Annotated in this window: 11 protein-coding genes and 1 tRNA gene; 3 read left to right on the top strand and 9 right to left on the bottom strand. The window is 66.1% G+C overall.

The features are described from left to right. The first annotated feature begins 60 nt into the window (after positions 1-60). On the top strand, positions 61-1,341 hold the full coding sequence (locus O5K31_RS06825) for an N-succinylarginine dihydrolase (RefSeq protein ID WP_269716554.1): 1,281 nt from the start codon (positions 61-63) through the stop codon (positions 1,339-1,341). Between the two features lie 4 nt (positions 1,342-1,345). On the opposite strand, the gene O5K31_RS06820 is transcribed toward O5K31_RS06825, so the two are convergent. Further along, positions 1,346-1,954, bottom strand: a complete 609-nt coding sequence (locus O5K31_RS06820; RefSeq protein WP_269716553.1) for an HD domain-containing protein — start codon at positions 1,952-1,954, stop codon at positions 1,346-1,348. 123 nt (positions 1,955-2,077) lie between these two features. On the opposite strand from O5K31_RS06820, the gene O5K31_RS06815 reads away from it, so the two are divergent. After that, positions 2,078-2,152 (top strand) — tRNA-Gly (locus O5K31_RS06815). A gap of 7 nt (positions 2,153-2,159) precedes the next feature. Here the strand turns inward: O5K31_RS06815 and O5K31_RS06810 are convergent. Next, positions 2,160-4,109 (bottom strand): M10 family metallopeptidase C-terminal domain-containing protein, encoded by a 1,950-nt coding sequence (locus tag O5K31_RS06810; RefSeq protein ID WP_269716552.1) that lies wholly within the window; start codon positions 4,107-4,109, stop codon positions 2,160-2,162. A gap of 428 nt (positions 4,110-4,537) precedes the next feature. Between O5K31_RS06810 and O5K31_RS06805 the strand changes: the two genes are divergently transcribed. Continuing rightward, on the top strand, positions 4,538-7,492 hold the full coding sequence (locus O5K31_RS06805; protein ID WP_269716551.1) for a TonB-dependent receptor plug domain-containing protein: 2,955 nt from the start codon (positions 4,538-4,540) through the stop codon (positions 7,490-7,492). 137 nt (positions 7,493-7,629) lie between these two features. On the opposite strand, the gene O5K31_RS06800 is transcribed toward O5K31_RS06805, so the two are convergent. From O5K31_RS06800 to O5K31_RS06770, 7 genes are all read right to left on the bottom strand, one after another. Further along, on the bottom strand, positions 7,630-8,556 hold the full coding sequence (locus tag O5K31_RS06800; RefSeq protein WP_269716550.1) for a helix-turn-helix domain-containing protein: 927 nt from the start codon (positions 8,554-8,556) through the stop codon (positions 7,630-7,632). Positions 8,557-9,231: 675 nt separating this feature from the next. After that, entirely contained in the window at positions 9,232-9,738 is a 507-nt protein-coding gene (locus O5K31_RS06795; protein WP_269716549.1) for an ASCH/PUA domain-containing protein, read from the bottom strand. Positions 9,739-9,860: 122 nt separating this feature from the next. Then, positions 9,861-10,928, bottom strand: a complete 1,068-nt coding sequence (gene pstS / locus O5K31_RS06790; protein WP_269716548.1) for a phosphate ABC transporter substrate-binding protein PstS — start codon at positions 10,926-10,928, stop codon at positions 9,861-9,863. Between the two features lie 198 nt (positions 10,929-11,126). Beyond that, a complete protein-coding gene (locus tag O5K31_RS06785; protein ID WP_269716547.1) occupies positions 11,127-13,382 on the bottom strand; it encodes a DEAD/DEAH box helicase in 2,256 nt (751 codons plus the stop codon). A gap of 145 nt (positions 13,383-13,527) precedes the next feature. Beyond that, positions 13,528-13,722 carry a helix-turn-helix transcriptional regulator gene (locus O5K31_RS06780; RefSeq protein ID WP_269716546.1) on the bottom strand — a complete coding sequence of 65 codons (195 nt, stop codon included), beginning with the start codon at positions 13,720-13,722 and terminating at the stop codon, positions 13,528-13,530. Beyond that, positions 13,719-14,117, bottom strand: a complete 399-nt coding sequence (locus O5K31_RS06775) for a hypothetical protein (RefSeq protein ID WP_269716545.1) — start codon at positions 14,115-14,117, stop codon at positions 13,719-13,721. The genes O5K31_RS06780 and O5K31_RS06775 overlap by 4 nt, the downstream gene beginning before the upstream one ends. Positions 14,118-14,149: 32 nt before the next feature. Further along, complete coding sequence (locus O5K31_RS06770) at positions 14,150-14,593, bottom strand: hypothetical protein (RefSeq protein ID WP_269716544.1); 444 nt, start codon at positions 14,591-14,593, stop codon at positions 14,150-14,152. Between the last annotated feature and the right edge of the window lie 86 nt (positions 14,594-14,679).

The raw sequence follows: 14,679 nt of genomic DNA, 5'->3' as shown, positions 1-14,679 counted from the left end.
GCGGTCGTCCTCGCCCCGTGGCACACGAGCATCCGACGAGGACAGCCACAGGGGTCGTGTGTGAGCGTAACCGAGATCAATTTCGACGGGCTCGTCGGACCGACCCACAACTATGCGGGCCTGTCCCTGGGCAATGTCGCCTCGCAGGGCAATGCGGGCGGGACGTCAAAGCCTCGCGCCGCGGCGCTGGAAGGTCTGTCGAAGATGCGCCAATTGATGGCGTTGGGTCTCGAGCAAGGGTTCCTGCCGCCTCATGACCGGCCCGCCGTGGGGCCGCTGCGGGCCCTAGGCTTTTCGGGAACGGACGAGCAGGTGCTGACCGCCGCCGCCATCGAGGACCCGGCCCTGCTGCGCAACGCCAGCTCGGCCTCGGCCATGTGGGCGGCCAACGCCGCCACCGTGATCGCCGCGCCCGACAGCGGCGACGGGCGGACCCATTTCATAGTCGCCAATCTGTCGACCATGCTCCATCGCAGCTTCGAGCAGGACGAGACCTGGCGAAACCTGCGCGCGATCTTTCGCGACGAGAGCCACTTCGCCGTCCACCCCGCCCTGCCCGGCGGCGCGCATTTCAGCGACGAGGGCGCGGCCAACCACATGCGGCTGGCGGCCCGCCACGAGGCGCGGGGCGTCAATGTCTTCGTCCATGGCGAGACGCGCGGCGGGCGCTACCCGGAACGCCAGCAGAAGCGCGCCAGCGCCGCGGTGGCGCGTCTGGGCGGGCTGTCCGGAAATGACGCGATGTTCGTGCGCCAATCGCTGACGGCGGTCGAGGCCGGGGCCTTCCACAATGACGTGGTGGCCGTGGCCAATGAGCGGGTCCTGCTGGCCCACCCCGACGCCTTTGACGACAAGGGCCTTTTCCTGGACGTGCTGTCCGCGCGTCTGCCCGACGTCGTGATCGCGGAGGTGGATGTCAGCCTCGACGCCGCCGTCCGCTCCTATCTGTTCAACAGCCAGCTGGTCACCTTGCCTGACGGCGACATGGCCCTGGTGTTGCCCGCCGAGGCGCGGGAGGAGAACACCGTCTGGGCGGCGGTGGAGAAGCTGCTCGACGGCCCCTCGCCCATCCGGCGCGCCGTGGTGGTCGATGTGCGCGAGAGCATGCGCAATGGCGGCGGCCCCGCCTGCCTGCGCCTGCGCGTTCCCGTACCCGACGCGGCGCGCGCCGGCATGGATCAGCGCTACCTGCTGAATGAACAGCGGATCGAGGCCTTGGAAGCCCTGGTCGAACAGGCCTGGCCCGAGGCGATCGCGCCCTCGGACCTGACCGATCCGGAGCTGTGGCTGCACGCGGGCGCCGCCATGGACGCCTTGCGCGCCACCATCCAGAACTTCTGAGGCTTCAGGCCGCCGCTTCGCCCGGCGCGCGCAGATAGATCGAGCGCTTGGGCGTCGACATCACCCGCTGCAGCATGGGTTCGAACGCCTCAAGCGGCATGGACTTGAAGGCCGGATCGAACGCCGGCTGGTCGTAGATGTGGCAGAACTGGGCCGTGTGTTCGAAGGCCGGATGGCCCCGGAACTGCTCGCGCATGTTCTTGTCCAGGCCCAGGTGGTCGAAGAAGTAGTAGCCCTGGAAGATGGCGTGCTGGGCGACCATCCAGTGGTTCTGCTCCGACACGAAGGGCTGGACGATCGCGGCAGCGATATCGGCGTGGTTTCGCGGCCCCAGAATGTCGCCGATATCGTGCAGCAGGGCGCAGACGACATATTCCTCGTCCTTGCCGTCCTGATGGGCGCGGGTGGCGGTCTGAAGGCTGTGCTCCAGTCGGTCGACGGCGAAGCCCCCGCAATCGCCCTGCAGCAGCTTGAGATGGGCGATCAGCCGCGTCGGCAGTTCGCGGCCGAACTCCATGGAGGCCTGGGCGATGATCCCCCAGTCCTCCACCGTGCCCTCGGTCATGGCGTGGAACTTGGCCCGCGCCTCCTCGCCGTGATGCCCATCCGCCATGGCCCGCGTCCTCATACGGTTGTTTGAGGCGAGGTTGCGCCCGACGCGCTAAGGCGTCAACGCGCCTTGCGGCCCGACGCCGATCCGCTATGTTCCGCCTCCGCCGGGCTCGCCCCGGCCGATGCGGCCGTAGTTCAGAGGTAGAACGTCAGCTTCCCAAGCTGAATGTCGGGGGTTCGATTCCCCCCGGCCGCTCCAAATTCCCCTACCCTGCATAGCTCCAGTCAGCCCGGCCATAGACGCCCACCATGTCTACGGCGAAGGCCGCGCCGTCGGCGAGATCGGTCAGGAAGGCGTCGTTTGACCGGGCCATGACGCCGATGTCGGCCTTGACCGCCTCGGCCAGCAACCAGCCGACCATGGCCGCCTTTGCGCCGATCCCCTCGACGCCGTCACCGCCGTAGGAGGCGAAGTAGAGGTCTCGGCCGCCGCTGAGCAGGCCCGCCACCTTGGCGTCGGTCGGAGCGCTGCCGAAGATCGTCTGGAACGCCTTCTTGGTCGCGTCGGCCAGGGACAGCGAGCCGTAGGTCTGCTCGAAGCCGACCCTGCCGTCGCCCAGCTTGCCCAGGTTCACCGCGAAGTTGATGTACCGGTTCTCCAGATTGAAGTCCTGATAGTAGGGCGAATTCAGGTTGTTCGGGTTGGGTCCCATGGGTGAGACCAAGTAGGCCACCCCGCCCTCTGTCGGAACCTTCCCCGTGAAGAACTGGTAGCTCATCGTGGCGACCGAGGTGGTGGCGTCCGCGGCCTGCACCATTCTGGCGACCGCCTGGGCTTGGGTCTCGCCCGCCGCCTTGGCGGCGGCGAGCTGATCCAGCGCCGCCCAATCGGCTCCACGATGGAGCGGCGCGAGGACGGCGGCATAGGCGCTCTTTAGCCCGACGTCGGACCATGCGCGTTCAAGGTCGATGTCGGCGTTGGAAAACACGACCTTCTCCATGGAGACGAGAAGGTCCGAGCCATCCGGCCCGCCCGCGCGCTGGTCGCGAACCGTCCATGAGCCGTCCGCTTGCCTGGAGAGAGCGTAGTCGCCGGCGCGGCCGCGGAAGACCGCGGTGTCGATCCCGTCGCCGCCGGCCAGGCGATCATCTCCACCCATGCCCTGCAAGCGGTTGTCGGCGGCGTTGCCGGCGATGGCGTCGGCGCCCGAACCGCCGACAGCGCCTTCAATGGTGACGCCCAAAGCGATGGCGACGTTCTTCTTCAGCAGTCCGACGCTGCTGAAGGCGCCAGCGTTCAGATCGATCTCGGCGTTCGTCGAATAGCCAGAGAAGTCCAAAGTGTCGTGGCCGCCAGCGTCCCAGACCGTGAACACCAGTTGATAGGCCTGCTCCGCCTGGAACCAGATGCGGTCGGCGTTCGAGTTGAAGCCATAGACCGTATCGCCCAGCCGGGTGGTGGTGTTGGCGCCATAGAGCTTCTGGATCGCCGCCACATCCATCATCTGCGGCGTGTTCATGTACCGCATCGTCCCGCCGGGAACGTTGTAGACGCCGCCCGTGTTCTCGGCGCCGAAATAGCTCATGACCGAGTACATCTTGGTGTCCTCGGCGAAGGCCGCGTCGTTTTCGTAGGTCTCCGTGGAGCCGACAGCGCCGTAGTCGCCCGGGTGCTCCAGGCCAAGCGCGTGCCCCAGCTCATGGACGAAGTTGCCGATGTTGTTGCGGGATATCGGCGCGTTGACCGTGTGTTGGGGCGAGTTGTTGAACCAGGTGTCGCCCTCGATGGAACCGGGGCTGCGATCGCCTGTCATCGGCGGCACGCCGCCGCCGGTCACGTTGAATACCGCCGAGGTGAAGGCGCCGCCCAGCAAGGTGGCCTGATTGGAATAGGCCTGGTCGCCCGACCGTCCATCGCCCACGCGCACGAAATGGATGTCCGCCACATCCGCCCAAGCTTGGAGCGCAAGCTCGTAAGCCTCCATCTGCTCCAGATTGAATCGGAAGAAGGTCGCTGGAATGCCCTGAAAATCCTCGGGCGTCGCGCTGGCTCGGAAAGCGTAGGTCAGCTCGATCCCCGCGCCCCGAATGGCTGACCAGGAAGCGCCTTCCCTTAAAAGTTGATCCGCCCCCTGCTCGACCGAGAATGAGGGCTTCGCGGCCGATGCCGTCGCCTCAGCGCTTCGCCGCTCGAAATTTGTCGTCTCGCCGCCCATGTCCCGCCCTCACCGACGTTTGCTCTGTTGGATTTCGCAGGTCAGACGGTTTCGTTACGCGGCGGGGTTGATTTAAAGGCCGCAAGGGCTCGATCCCCCGGCCGCTCGAATTTCCTCTGCATTTACAACACCATCGCGGGTCGCCTTGTCGCAGAAGTGCGACATTGCCGCATCATTGGTGCGCCCTCCTCGCATCGCCCCCGGCATTGAGCGCACGATCACAATGATCGACGCATCATAGTGTCGGCACAGACCCTCCCCGCTCCTCACGCTCCGTTCGTCGATCAGCGTCATGCCGATCGGCCGGTTCGCCTTTGGGCGGGCCGAGGAGCGCCGACACCCGAGGGTCGCGGCCGGCGCGCCTTCCAAATCGGCCCGGTTCTCAATGGGGGCACGCCGCCGCAAAGCGGCTGCTGGAGGATAAGAATTTGACTTACAAGTCCACGCGCGAGCGCCTGCTCGCGTCTTCGATGATTTGCGGCGCGGCCTTCATGGCTCTTTCCGCCACAGCCGCCTATGCGCAGGACGACACGGCGGTCGAAGAGATCGTCGTCACCGGTTCGCGCATCGCGCGCCCTGACCTGGTCTCCTCGAGCCCGGTCGCGACCGTCGGCGAAAAGGAGCTCGAGCAGTCGGGTGTGGTGAACACCGAGAACCTGCTGAACACCCTGCCGCAAGCGGTTCCGGGCGTGACCTCGACCGTCAACAACGGTTCGGGCGGCGCGGCCACCGTGAACCTGCGCGGCCTTGGCTCTAACCGCACCCTGGTGTTGGTGGACGGCAAGCGTCAGACTCCGACCAGCCAGATCGGCACAGTCGACCTCAACCTGATCCCGCCGGCCCTGATCTCGCGCGTGGAAGTCGTCACCGGCGGCGCCTCGGCCGTTTACGGTTCGGACGCCATCGCCGGCGTCGTCAACTTCGTCCTGAAGAAGGACTTCGAGGGCTTTGAGTTCTCGGCGGGCTATCAGAACACCGACGACCTGGACGCCCCGATCTATTCGGTCGACGCAACCATGGGCGCCTCGTTCGACGACGGTAAGGGCAACGTTGTCCTGTCGCTCGGCTACAACGATCGTGAATCGCTGACCCAGGGCAAGCGCGGCGGAATGCTCGCCACCGCCTGGGGCGAACCTTCGGCTGCTCAGCGCGCCGCTGGCGTCGGTCTGGTCTTCTCCGGCTCGGGCGCGCAGCAAGACGGCACCGTCGCCGGCTTCAACACCGGTGCCCGTCCGCTGAACCTGCCGGGCGGCGCTGGCACGGCTTCCGATGTCGCGCTGTTCACCGCTGACGGCGGCGTGCGCCTCTATCTGGGGGCGCCGGACACCTACAACTTCGCGCCGATCAACTACCTGCAGACGCCGCAGGAACGTTACTCGGTCACCTCGCTGGGCAGCTATGAGCTCACCCCGGGCATCGAGGCCTTCGCCAAGGGCAATTTCGTCTATTCGTCGGTCACCACCCAGCTGGCCGAAACGCCGATCAGTTCGCGGACCTTCCGCTTCACCCTGGACAACAACCCGTTCCTGAGCGCCGCCGCCAAGGCCTCGCTGAACGGCCTCGGCAGCGCGACGCCTTACACGATCCCGTCGTCGGCTCCGGCCTCGGGCACCTATACCGATGTGGATGCTGACGGCGACGGCATCTATGAAACCGTCACCGGCGTGTTCAACCGTCGCCTGACCGAAGTCGGCCCGCGCATCCAGGAGAACAACTTCTACGGCTTCCAGACCCAACTGGGCCTGCGCGGCGACCTGGACTTCATCAACGGCTCCTGGGAAACGTACATCCAGTACGGCAACACCCACGGCTCCATGTCGCTTCTTGGCGACACCAGCCAGGCCCGCATCCAGCAAGGCCTGCTGCTGAACGCCGCGGGCACCGCCTGCGCTGACCCGTCAGGCGGCTGCGTGCCGGTGAACCTGTTCGGCCGTGGCAAGATCTCGGCCGCCGCCGCGAACTTCATCAAGACCCGCATCGAGTCCTCGCAGGACTACGAGCAACTGGTGGCCTCGGCGTTCTTCTCGGGCAACACCGACAACTTCCTGAAGCTGCCCGCCGGCGGCGTCGGCTTCGCGGTCGGTTCGGAGTACCGTTACGAAGGCTTCGACTACCGTCCGTCGCAGGATCTGGCCACGGGCAACCTGACCGGCTTCAACGCTTCTCCGCCGGTCCGTGGTGATTTCGATGTCTACGAACTGTACGGCGAACTGCTGATCCCGGTCCTCAAGGACCTGCCCTTCGCTCAGTCGGTGAACCTGGAACTGGCCGGCCGTCTGTCGGACTACTCGTCGCAAGACAAGATCACCAAGACCTACAAGGTCGCTGGTGACTGGGAAATCTACGACGACCTGCGTCTGCGCGCGTCCTACAACCGAGCCGTCCGCGCGCCGTCGGTCGGTGAACTGTTCTCGCCCTTGGCGAACAGCTTCCCGACTTCGACCGACAACTGCTCGCGGCCGGGCTTCGCGGCTCTGGGCAGCAACCAGGCGGCGATCGACCAGCGTCGTCAGGCCTGCATCCGCTCGGGCGTGCCCGCGTCGGTGGTCGGCACGTTCAACGCCAACCAGCAGACCCAGACCATGATCGGCGGCAATCCGAATCTTAGCCCGGAAGTCGCCGACACCCTCACCGCCGGCTTCGTCTACCAGCCGTCGTTCATCCCGCGCCTAGCCATCACGGCCGACTACTTCGACATCAAGATCAAGAACCTGATCTCGTCGTTCGGCGGCGGCACCCAGAACGTGATGAACGTCTGCTACGGCTCCAAGGTGAACGGTGATCCGACCTCGCCGTACTGCTCGGCCATCACTCGCCTGGCGAACGGTTCGATCAACTTCGTCCAGGCATTGAACTTCAACCAGGCCGAAGCGTCGGCGTCGGGTCTCGACATCGGCATCACCTATCGCTTTGACCTGGCTGATGTGGGCCTGCCCGAATGGGGCGGCGTGTCGGTGAAGACGCTCTACACCAACACCTGGGAGGCCTCGACGATCCCGGACGCTAACGCCGGCCTGATCAAGTGCGCGGACCGCTTCGGCTCGACCTGCGGCAACCCGACTCCGCGTCACAAGCTGCGCACGGCGATCAACTGGTCGTACGAAAGCGTCGGCCTGAACCTGATCTGGAACCACCTGGACGACGTTCTGGACGACTCCGCCGCTGTTCGCACCGTCGAGCGGATCGGCGCCAAGAACTACATCGACCTGTCGGCCGACTGGAAAGTCAGCGACAACGTCGCCCTGACTGGTGGCGTCCGCAACATCACCCAGGAGAAGTACCCGATCCTGGGCGCCAACGCCTCGCCGTCGAACAGCGGCTACCCGGCCGTCTACGACGTCCTGGGCCGGATGTTCTTCATCAACGCCTCGCTCAAGTACTAGGAGCGCGTAGAGGCTTAAGATCGGGGCGGCGGGCTTTCGGGCCCGCCGCCTTTTTTCTTGGGTCGACGATCAAGCCCAAACAAAAACGCCCCGGAGCGATCCGGGGCGTTTTCGTATCTGTATCGGAGGGTGAGACGTCAGCGCGAATGCTGGCGCACGCAGTCCGAGGGCGTCATACCGAAGCGGGTCCGGAAGGCTCGGGTGAAGTGCGAGGTATTCTCGTAGCCGCAGGCCAGGGCCACCTCCATCACCGAGCGGGTGCCGGTGCGCAGCAGCTGGAAGGCGCGATCCAGACGACGGTTGATCAGGTGCTTCACCGGCGAGACGCCGGTCGATTGCCGGAACCGCCGCGCGAAGTGGAAGCGGCTGAGCCCGACGGCGGAGGCCAGGTCGGACAGGGTCAGGTTCTGGTCGATGCCCTGGTCGATGAGCTCCAGCGCACGCGCCAATTGACGAGGCGCCAGTCCCCTCGCTCGATCGATGGCGGAGCCTTCGGCGTCGGTGCAGATTTCCGCCGTGCGCATCAGGATGCTGAGGGCGAACCATTCGGCGAACACCGCGCCCTTGGGCCAGCCGCGCTCGGCCTCCTCGACGAAGTTGGCGTAGAGGCCTTCCAGCACCGCGTCCCCCACCTGAAGGCGGGAACGAAGCTGTGGCCGGCGGCCGACGCCCAGGCGAGCCAGGGCGTCCTCCACGTCCTCGGACGCGAAGGTGAGCAGATGATAGGTCGGGCGGCTGGCCCACTCGATCTCCATGAAGGAGCCGGTGGCGAAGGTGGCGACGCCGCCATCCTTCAAGGCGCCGCGAAACCTCTGGCCGTCGCACCGGAAGTCGGAAATCCGCAGCGCTCCGGCATTGCGCACCAGGCTGAAGGTCGGCCACACGGCCGTGCGCCGCTCACCGGCCGCGCCCTTCACGAAACTCAGCTCAAAGCTCTCAACACCCGGGGGCGTCAGGTTCTCAGCTTCATAATCGCCCAGGGTCGCCGACAGTATCTGCTCGGTGCGAGGCGGAACGCCGTCAAGACTGCCGAGGATAAGGCCCGGTACGGCCTCTGCCGACATCGGATCGCGATCATCGGGATGGGAGTTATGGCGATCATCCACATGAAGGGAGGAAGCGCTCGCCTGGTTCGAACCGGCAGACGTCAACTGCGTCACTGACAAACCCACTGCTTCACATATGAATTCATATGTGAATCCACATATGAAGACTCCTGACGGGTGCGTCAACTTGCCGAGGTCTGGGCCTGTCAGGTTATCAGGATTTTCAGGTCGAATGACGCCTGGCTTCTGGCGCCGAGAGGCCGCTGGATCTGGCTGGAGGCGCGCCCTCCGTGGTTCGCGACGCCCTCATCTGGTCCTGATGGCAAAAAGAAAGGGCGACGCCGTAAAGCGCCGCCCCAGTCACGCAGAGGAGATTCTGAAGCCGCTCGCGCCATCAGGGCGAGATGTTCCAGAAAGAACCCCGTCGATGCGGGCTGAACCTCAGCCTGCTCCGCCAGGATGGCGAGGGCGTCGAAACGCCGATCTTCGCGAACGCCTGCTCCGAAAAACATCCGCCGCGGCGTCATCGCGCGTGCGGATACCCCACGGGTTCAGGTGTGAATTTCGATACTCCTCCCGCCAGCGCTCTTGATGGGGCTGGTCTGGGGAGGATGTTGAACGCGAAATGACAACGCTGTCAAGAAGCCCTGACAACGTTGTCACAACGGGCGCGCATCAAGTGCGAAAGCGAGCCTAGTGAGCCTTGCCGGCGCGGACCAGGTGGGCGGCGGCCGCATGGAAGCTGGCGTCGGCCTCACCGGCCTTGGCCATGGCCTCGAACCGCGCGACGGACGCCTTGAGCGCCAGCTGGGTTTCGGCGTCGCGCGCATAGCCGGCGGCGGTCTGACGGGCGCCTTCCGCCCGCTGGGCGGCGTTGCGCGACTGCTGGTCGTGCCACTGGGCCAGGGCCTCTGTGGTCAGGGTCTCGTCGAGCGGCGTGTCGGTGGCGTGGGGCACACGGCCAAAGCCGATGGCGACCCAGCCGTGGATGAAGCCAAAGCCCTCTTCGGACAGCAGATAGGTGATCTGCCGCTCCTCGGTCTGGCCGGTATAGTCGTCGGTGGCGGGATCGAATTCGCGCAGGACGACGATGTCGCCGATCTGGAAGCCGCGGTCGTTGCGGCGCATCTCGAACGTCTTGGTCCCGGCCCGGATGGCGGCGAAATAGTCCGGCCAGCACTTCAGTTCGTGACGGGTCATGACGAGGCTCCCTAAAGCGGGCTTGCTAGCCCCATTCCCCCCTCCCCGTCACCCCGCACGTACAAAAAATCCGCCGGAGCGCGCGGCCCCGGCGGATCTTGTCGTTCGAAACTCGAGAAGACTTAGGCGGCCGGGGTCTGGGCCTTCATCTGGTCGAGCATCATCGTCTTCACGGCCGCGGGCAGCGGCACGTAGTCGAGGGCCGAGGCGGCGGCGTCGCCCTTGGCGTAGGTCCATTCGAAGAACTTCAGGACTTGGGCCTTCTTGGCGGCGTCGACCGGCTGCTTGTGGACCAGGATGAAGGTCGCGCCGGTGATCGGCCAGGCGCCCGCGCCGTCCTGATCGATCAGCAGCAGGGCGTTGCCCGGAGCCGAGGCCCAGTCGGCGCCCGCGGCCGCGGCGGCGAAGCTTTCGGCGCTGGGGTTCAGGAAGGTGGAGCCGTCCTTGGACTGCAGCTGGGCGTGGGCCAGGCCGTTTTGCTTGGCGAAGGCGTATTCGACATAGCCGATGGAGCCGGGGGTCTGGCGAACGAAGGCCGAGACCCCGTCATTGCCCTTGCCGCCCTGGCCGGTGGGCCACGACACGGCGTCGCCGGCGCCGACCTTGTCTTTCCAGGCTGGGCTCTTGGCCGTCAGGTAGGTGGTGAACAGGAAGGTCGTGCCCGAGCCGTCGGCGCGGTGAACCACGGTGATCGGCAGGTTGGGGATGTTCACGCCGGCGTTGATGGCGGCGATCTTGGGGTCGGACCACTTGGTGATCGCGCCGGTATAGATGTCGCCCAGGATGGCGCCGGTCAGCTTCAGCTGGCCAGCCGCGACGCCCGGCAGGTTCACGATCGGCACCACGCCGCCGATGACGGTGGGGAACTGGAACAGGCCGGCCTCGTCCAGGTCAGCCTGGCTGAGCGGCTTGTCGGTGGCGCCGAAGTCGACGGTCTTGGCCTTGATCTGCTTGATGCCGCCGCCCGAGCCGATGGCCTGGTAGTTGATGGCGACGCCCGTCTCGGCGCGATGGTCTTCGGCCCACTTGGCGTAGAGCGGCGCGGGGAAGGTCGCGCCAGCGCCCGAAAGACCGGAACCGGCGGCGGCCTGGGCCGGCGTCTTGGCGGCGTCGTCGGATTGACCGCAAGCGGCCAGGGTCGCCGCACCGGCGAACATGGCGAGGGTAAGGAGGATCGACTTCGCGCGCATGGGAAAAACCTCGTGTGAAGCGCTCAGGGAATTTTAGGGCCGACGGCCCGGACGCTTGCTTTTAGCGTCCGAAACCAACCCGCCGCGTGTCGTCCCTAAAGCACATACACGACAGTTCTGTGACAGTTGTCACAAACGCTGACGGCGGCCTCCAGGGGAAGCCGCCGTCAATTTGATCTAAACGCTACCGCCCAAGCCTCAGGGGCGCGGGCCTTTCTTGAACGGCTTCTTGAAGCCAGTCTTGGTGTTGAAGCTGGTCTGAGGGCGATCATCCTTGCGGAAATCGCTCTTGGCCTTGAAGTCACCCTTGGCCTTGAAATCGGGCTTCTTCTTGAAGCCGTCCTTCTTGAAATCCTCTCGCGGCTTGAACTCGCCACGGGGCTTGTCGTCGCGAGGCTTGTACTCACCGCGCGGCTTGTCATCGCGGGGATTGTATTCGCCGCGCGGGCGGTCTTCGCGAGGTTTGAAGTCGCCACGCGGCTTGAAGTCACCCTTGGGCTTGAAATCACCCTTGGGCTTGAAGTCGGAAGCACCGCCCTCTTCCCGCGCGCGGTAGGGCTTGCGGGGCGCGGCGGCGTCGCGCGGACCGTCGAAGCGCGGCTTGTCGCCACGCGGCCGGTCGAACGGACGCTCGGGGCGATCGCTGCGCTCGGCGCGTTCAGGACGCGGACCATCGAAGCGGCGTTCCGCACGCTCGGGGCGCGGGCCGTCGAACTTCGGGCGCTCGGGACGCTCGCCGCGTTCCGGACGGGGACCGTCGAACTTGCGCTCAGGGCGCGGGCCATCGAATTTGCGTTCCGGACGAGGACCGCGAGGACCCTCGCTGCGCGCGGCCGGCGGGGTGCTCGGCTCGATGCGGATGTCGTCTTCCGAGGTCGAGGCCACGGCGGCCGAGAACTTGGGTTCGGCTTCCTTGGAGATCTCGAACTTCGTCTCGCGATCGAAGATGCGGATCGAGCCGATGTCCTTCTTGGTGACATGGCCCAGGCGACAGATCAGCGGGATCAGCCACTTGGGGTCGGCGTTCTTGGCGCGGCCCACGGTGACGCGGAACCACACGGCGTCATTGGGGTCCATGCGGTCGCGGGGCGCGTCGCGCTCCGGACGATCGCCACGCTCGAAGCGACGGATCTCCTGGGTCGGACCGTCCGAGAGCATGTCTTCCGGATCGGGCAGGCGCGAGCGATAGACGCGGGCCAGGGCGGCGGCGACCTCTTCCGGGGTGCGGCTTTCCAGGATGGCGCGGCCCATCTCCAGATCGTCCTCGGTCGGGACCTCGCTCAGCAGCGGATCGCTGAGCATGCGGGTTCGGTCCTTGGCGCGGATGGCGTCGGCGGACGGCGGGTTCTCCCACACGCCTTCGACCGAGGCGGCGTCGAGCAATTGCTCGGCCTTGCGGCGGCGGGTGTAGGGGGCGATCAGGACCGAGACGCCCTTCTTGCCGGCCCGGCCGGTACGGCCCGAACGGTGCAGCAGGGTGGCGCGGTTCACCGGCAGGTCGGCGTGGACCACCAGGCCCAGATCGGGCAGGTCGAGGCCGCGGGCGGCCACATCGGTGGCGACGCAGACGCGGGCATGACCGTCACGCAGGGCCTGAAGCGCGTCGGCGCGCTCCTTCTGGGTCAGCTCGCCCGACAGGCCGACGACCGAGAAGCCGCGCTCGCGCAGGCGGGCGTGCATGTGGCGCACGCCGTCACGGGTGTTGCAGAACACCAGGGCGCCCTGTGCCTCGAAGAAGCGCAGGACGTTGACCACCGCATGCTCGACCTCGTTCGGCGCGCATTTGACGGCGCGATATTCGATGTCGCCGTGCGGGACGTCTTTCTTGGTGGTGTCGATACGCAGGGCGTCGCGCTGGTAGGTCTTGGCCAGGGTCGCGATCTCGCGCGCGATGGTGGCCGAGAACAGCAGGGTGCGGCGTTCGGCCGGCGCGGCGTCGAGGATGAACTCCAGGTCTTCCCGGAAGCCCATGTCCAGCATCTCGTCGGCCTCGTCGAGAACGACGACCTGAAGCTGCGACAGATCCAGGCGGTCACGCTCCACGTGGTCGCGCAGGCGGCCGGGGGTGCCGACGACGATGTGCGCGCCATAGTTCAGGTCGCGCATCTGCTTGCGCAGATCCATGCCGCCGACGCAGGAGACGACGCGGGCGTCGGCCGGGGCGTACAGCCAGGTCAGCTCGCGCTCGACCTGCATGGCCAGTTCGCGGGTCGGGGCGATGACCAGGGCCAGGGGCGCGCCGGCCTTGCCGAAAGTCTCGGCTTCACCCAGCAGGGTCGAGGCGGCGGCGAGGCCGAAAGCGACCGTCTTGCCGGAACCCGTCTGGGCGCTGACCAGCAGGTCGCGACCGTCGGCCTCGGCTTCCAGAACGGCGGCCTGGATCGGCGTGGGGGTCTCATAACCTTGCGCGGCGAGAGCGCGCGCGAGGGCGGGATGGGTAGGGGGAAAGCTCATGGTATCCTTGGGCCGGGCTCGAAACGCGCAAGGCGCGCCGCCAGATTGCGACGCCGATAACCCGGGCGAATTCTTTGAATGTCGCGGCTGATACCAGAAAATGCTGCGCCGCGCCATGGGGTGCGGTGTTGCCCCCTGCCCTGACCTAGGCTTCGTCCTGGAAGATCGTTTCTATCGACTGTCCGAACAGCCGCGCGATGCGGAAGGCGAGCGGGAGACTGGGGTCGTACTTGCCCGTCTCCAGGGCGTTGATGGTCTGGCGCGAGACCTCCAGCCGCTGGGCCAGATCGGCCTGACTCCAGTCGCGCTCGGCCCGCAGGACCTTGAGCCGGTTCTTCATCGATCCAGGATCCTGCCGCCGACCTGGGCGAGACCCAGGCAGGCGCACCAGATCGGAAAGGCCCACAGCGGCTCGGCCTGGATCGCGCCCGAGTTCTGCAAAAAGCCCACGACGGTGAAGATCGACAGGCTCAGGCCCGTGGCGATCATCATCGCCCGGACCAGCCGCATGCGCTGATACTCGTCCTTCAGCTCCACCACGAAGGCGCCCATGGCCCAGATGACGCCCAGGATCGGCAGGGCGGGAGCGACGGCAACCAGATAGAGCAGCGGACCCTGCAGCTCCTGCGTCCGCAACAGGCGGAGGGAGGCGATCAGCACCACGACATAGAGAACCATCGAGATCGAGAAGCGCAGCAGATAACGGCGCAGGACAGGGTTCCAGGAAAATTCCATGGCTTGGTTCCTTATATTTCGAGGAATGACGGCTAGCGGCTCGCGCGCGCCCACCAGATGGCCCAGCCGACCCCATAGCCAACGAGCTGAACAGCGACGCAGAACAGCACGCCCAGGCCGAACAGCTCACCGGCGCCGCTCAGGGGAAAGGTCAGCGTCTGCGGCCCAGCGAAAAGCGCGAGGGCTATCACAAGCGCCAGCATCGTGGCGATGGAGCCGCCGTGATACCAGCCGTTCATGTGGGCGCTGCGAACGCCCTCATCGACCGAGGCCCACCACTTCCAGCTCAGCCGAAGCGCGGCGGTCAGCGCGATCACCAGCAAGACCAGAAGAACGGCGAGCGGAATGGGGGAGTCTTCCGCCCCGGTCATCTGCGCGCCCTTCAAAAAGCCGATGCCGCCAGCCAACCCAAAAACCGAGATCAGGGCGAGCCCGGTCAGGCGCTTTCGAGAACCACCAAGCTTCAACATCAACATGACCCACCTCCGCGATGACAAGGAAGCTTGTCATACAATGGCGAGATTGAGTCAAGTTAGCTTTACAAAAAGTCCAGTGAGCTAAC

The sequence above is a fragment of the Caulobacter sp. NIBR2454 genome, assembly GCF_027474405.1.
Classification (GTDB): domain Bacteria; phylum Pseudomonadota; class Alphaproteobacteria; order Caulobacterales; family Caulobacteraceae; genus Caulobacter.
Note: the sequence above shows the minus strand (reverse complement) of the source record. Positions and strands in the feature narration are given on the sequence as shown.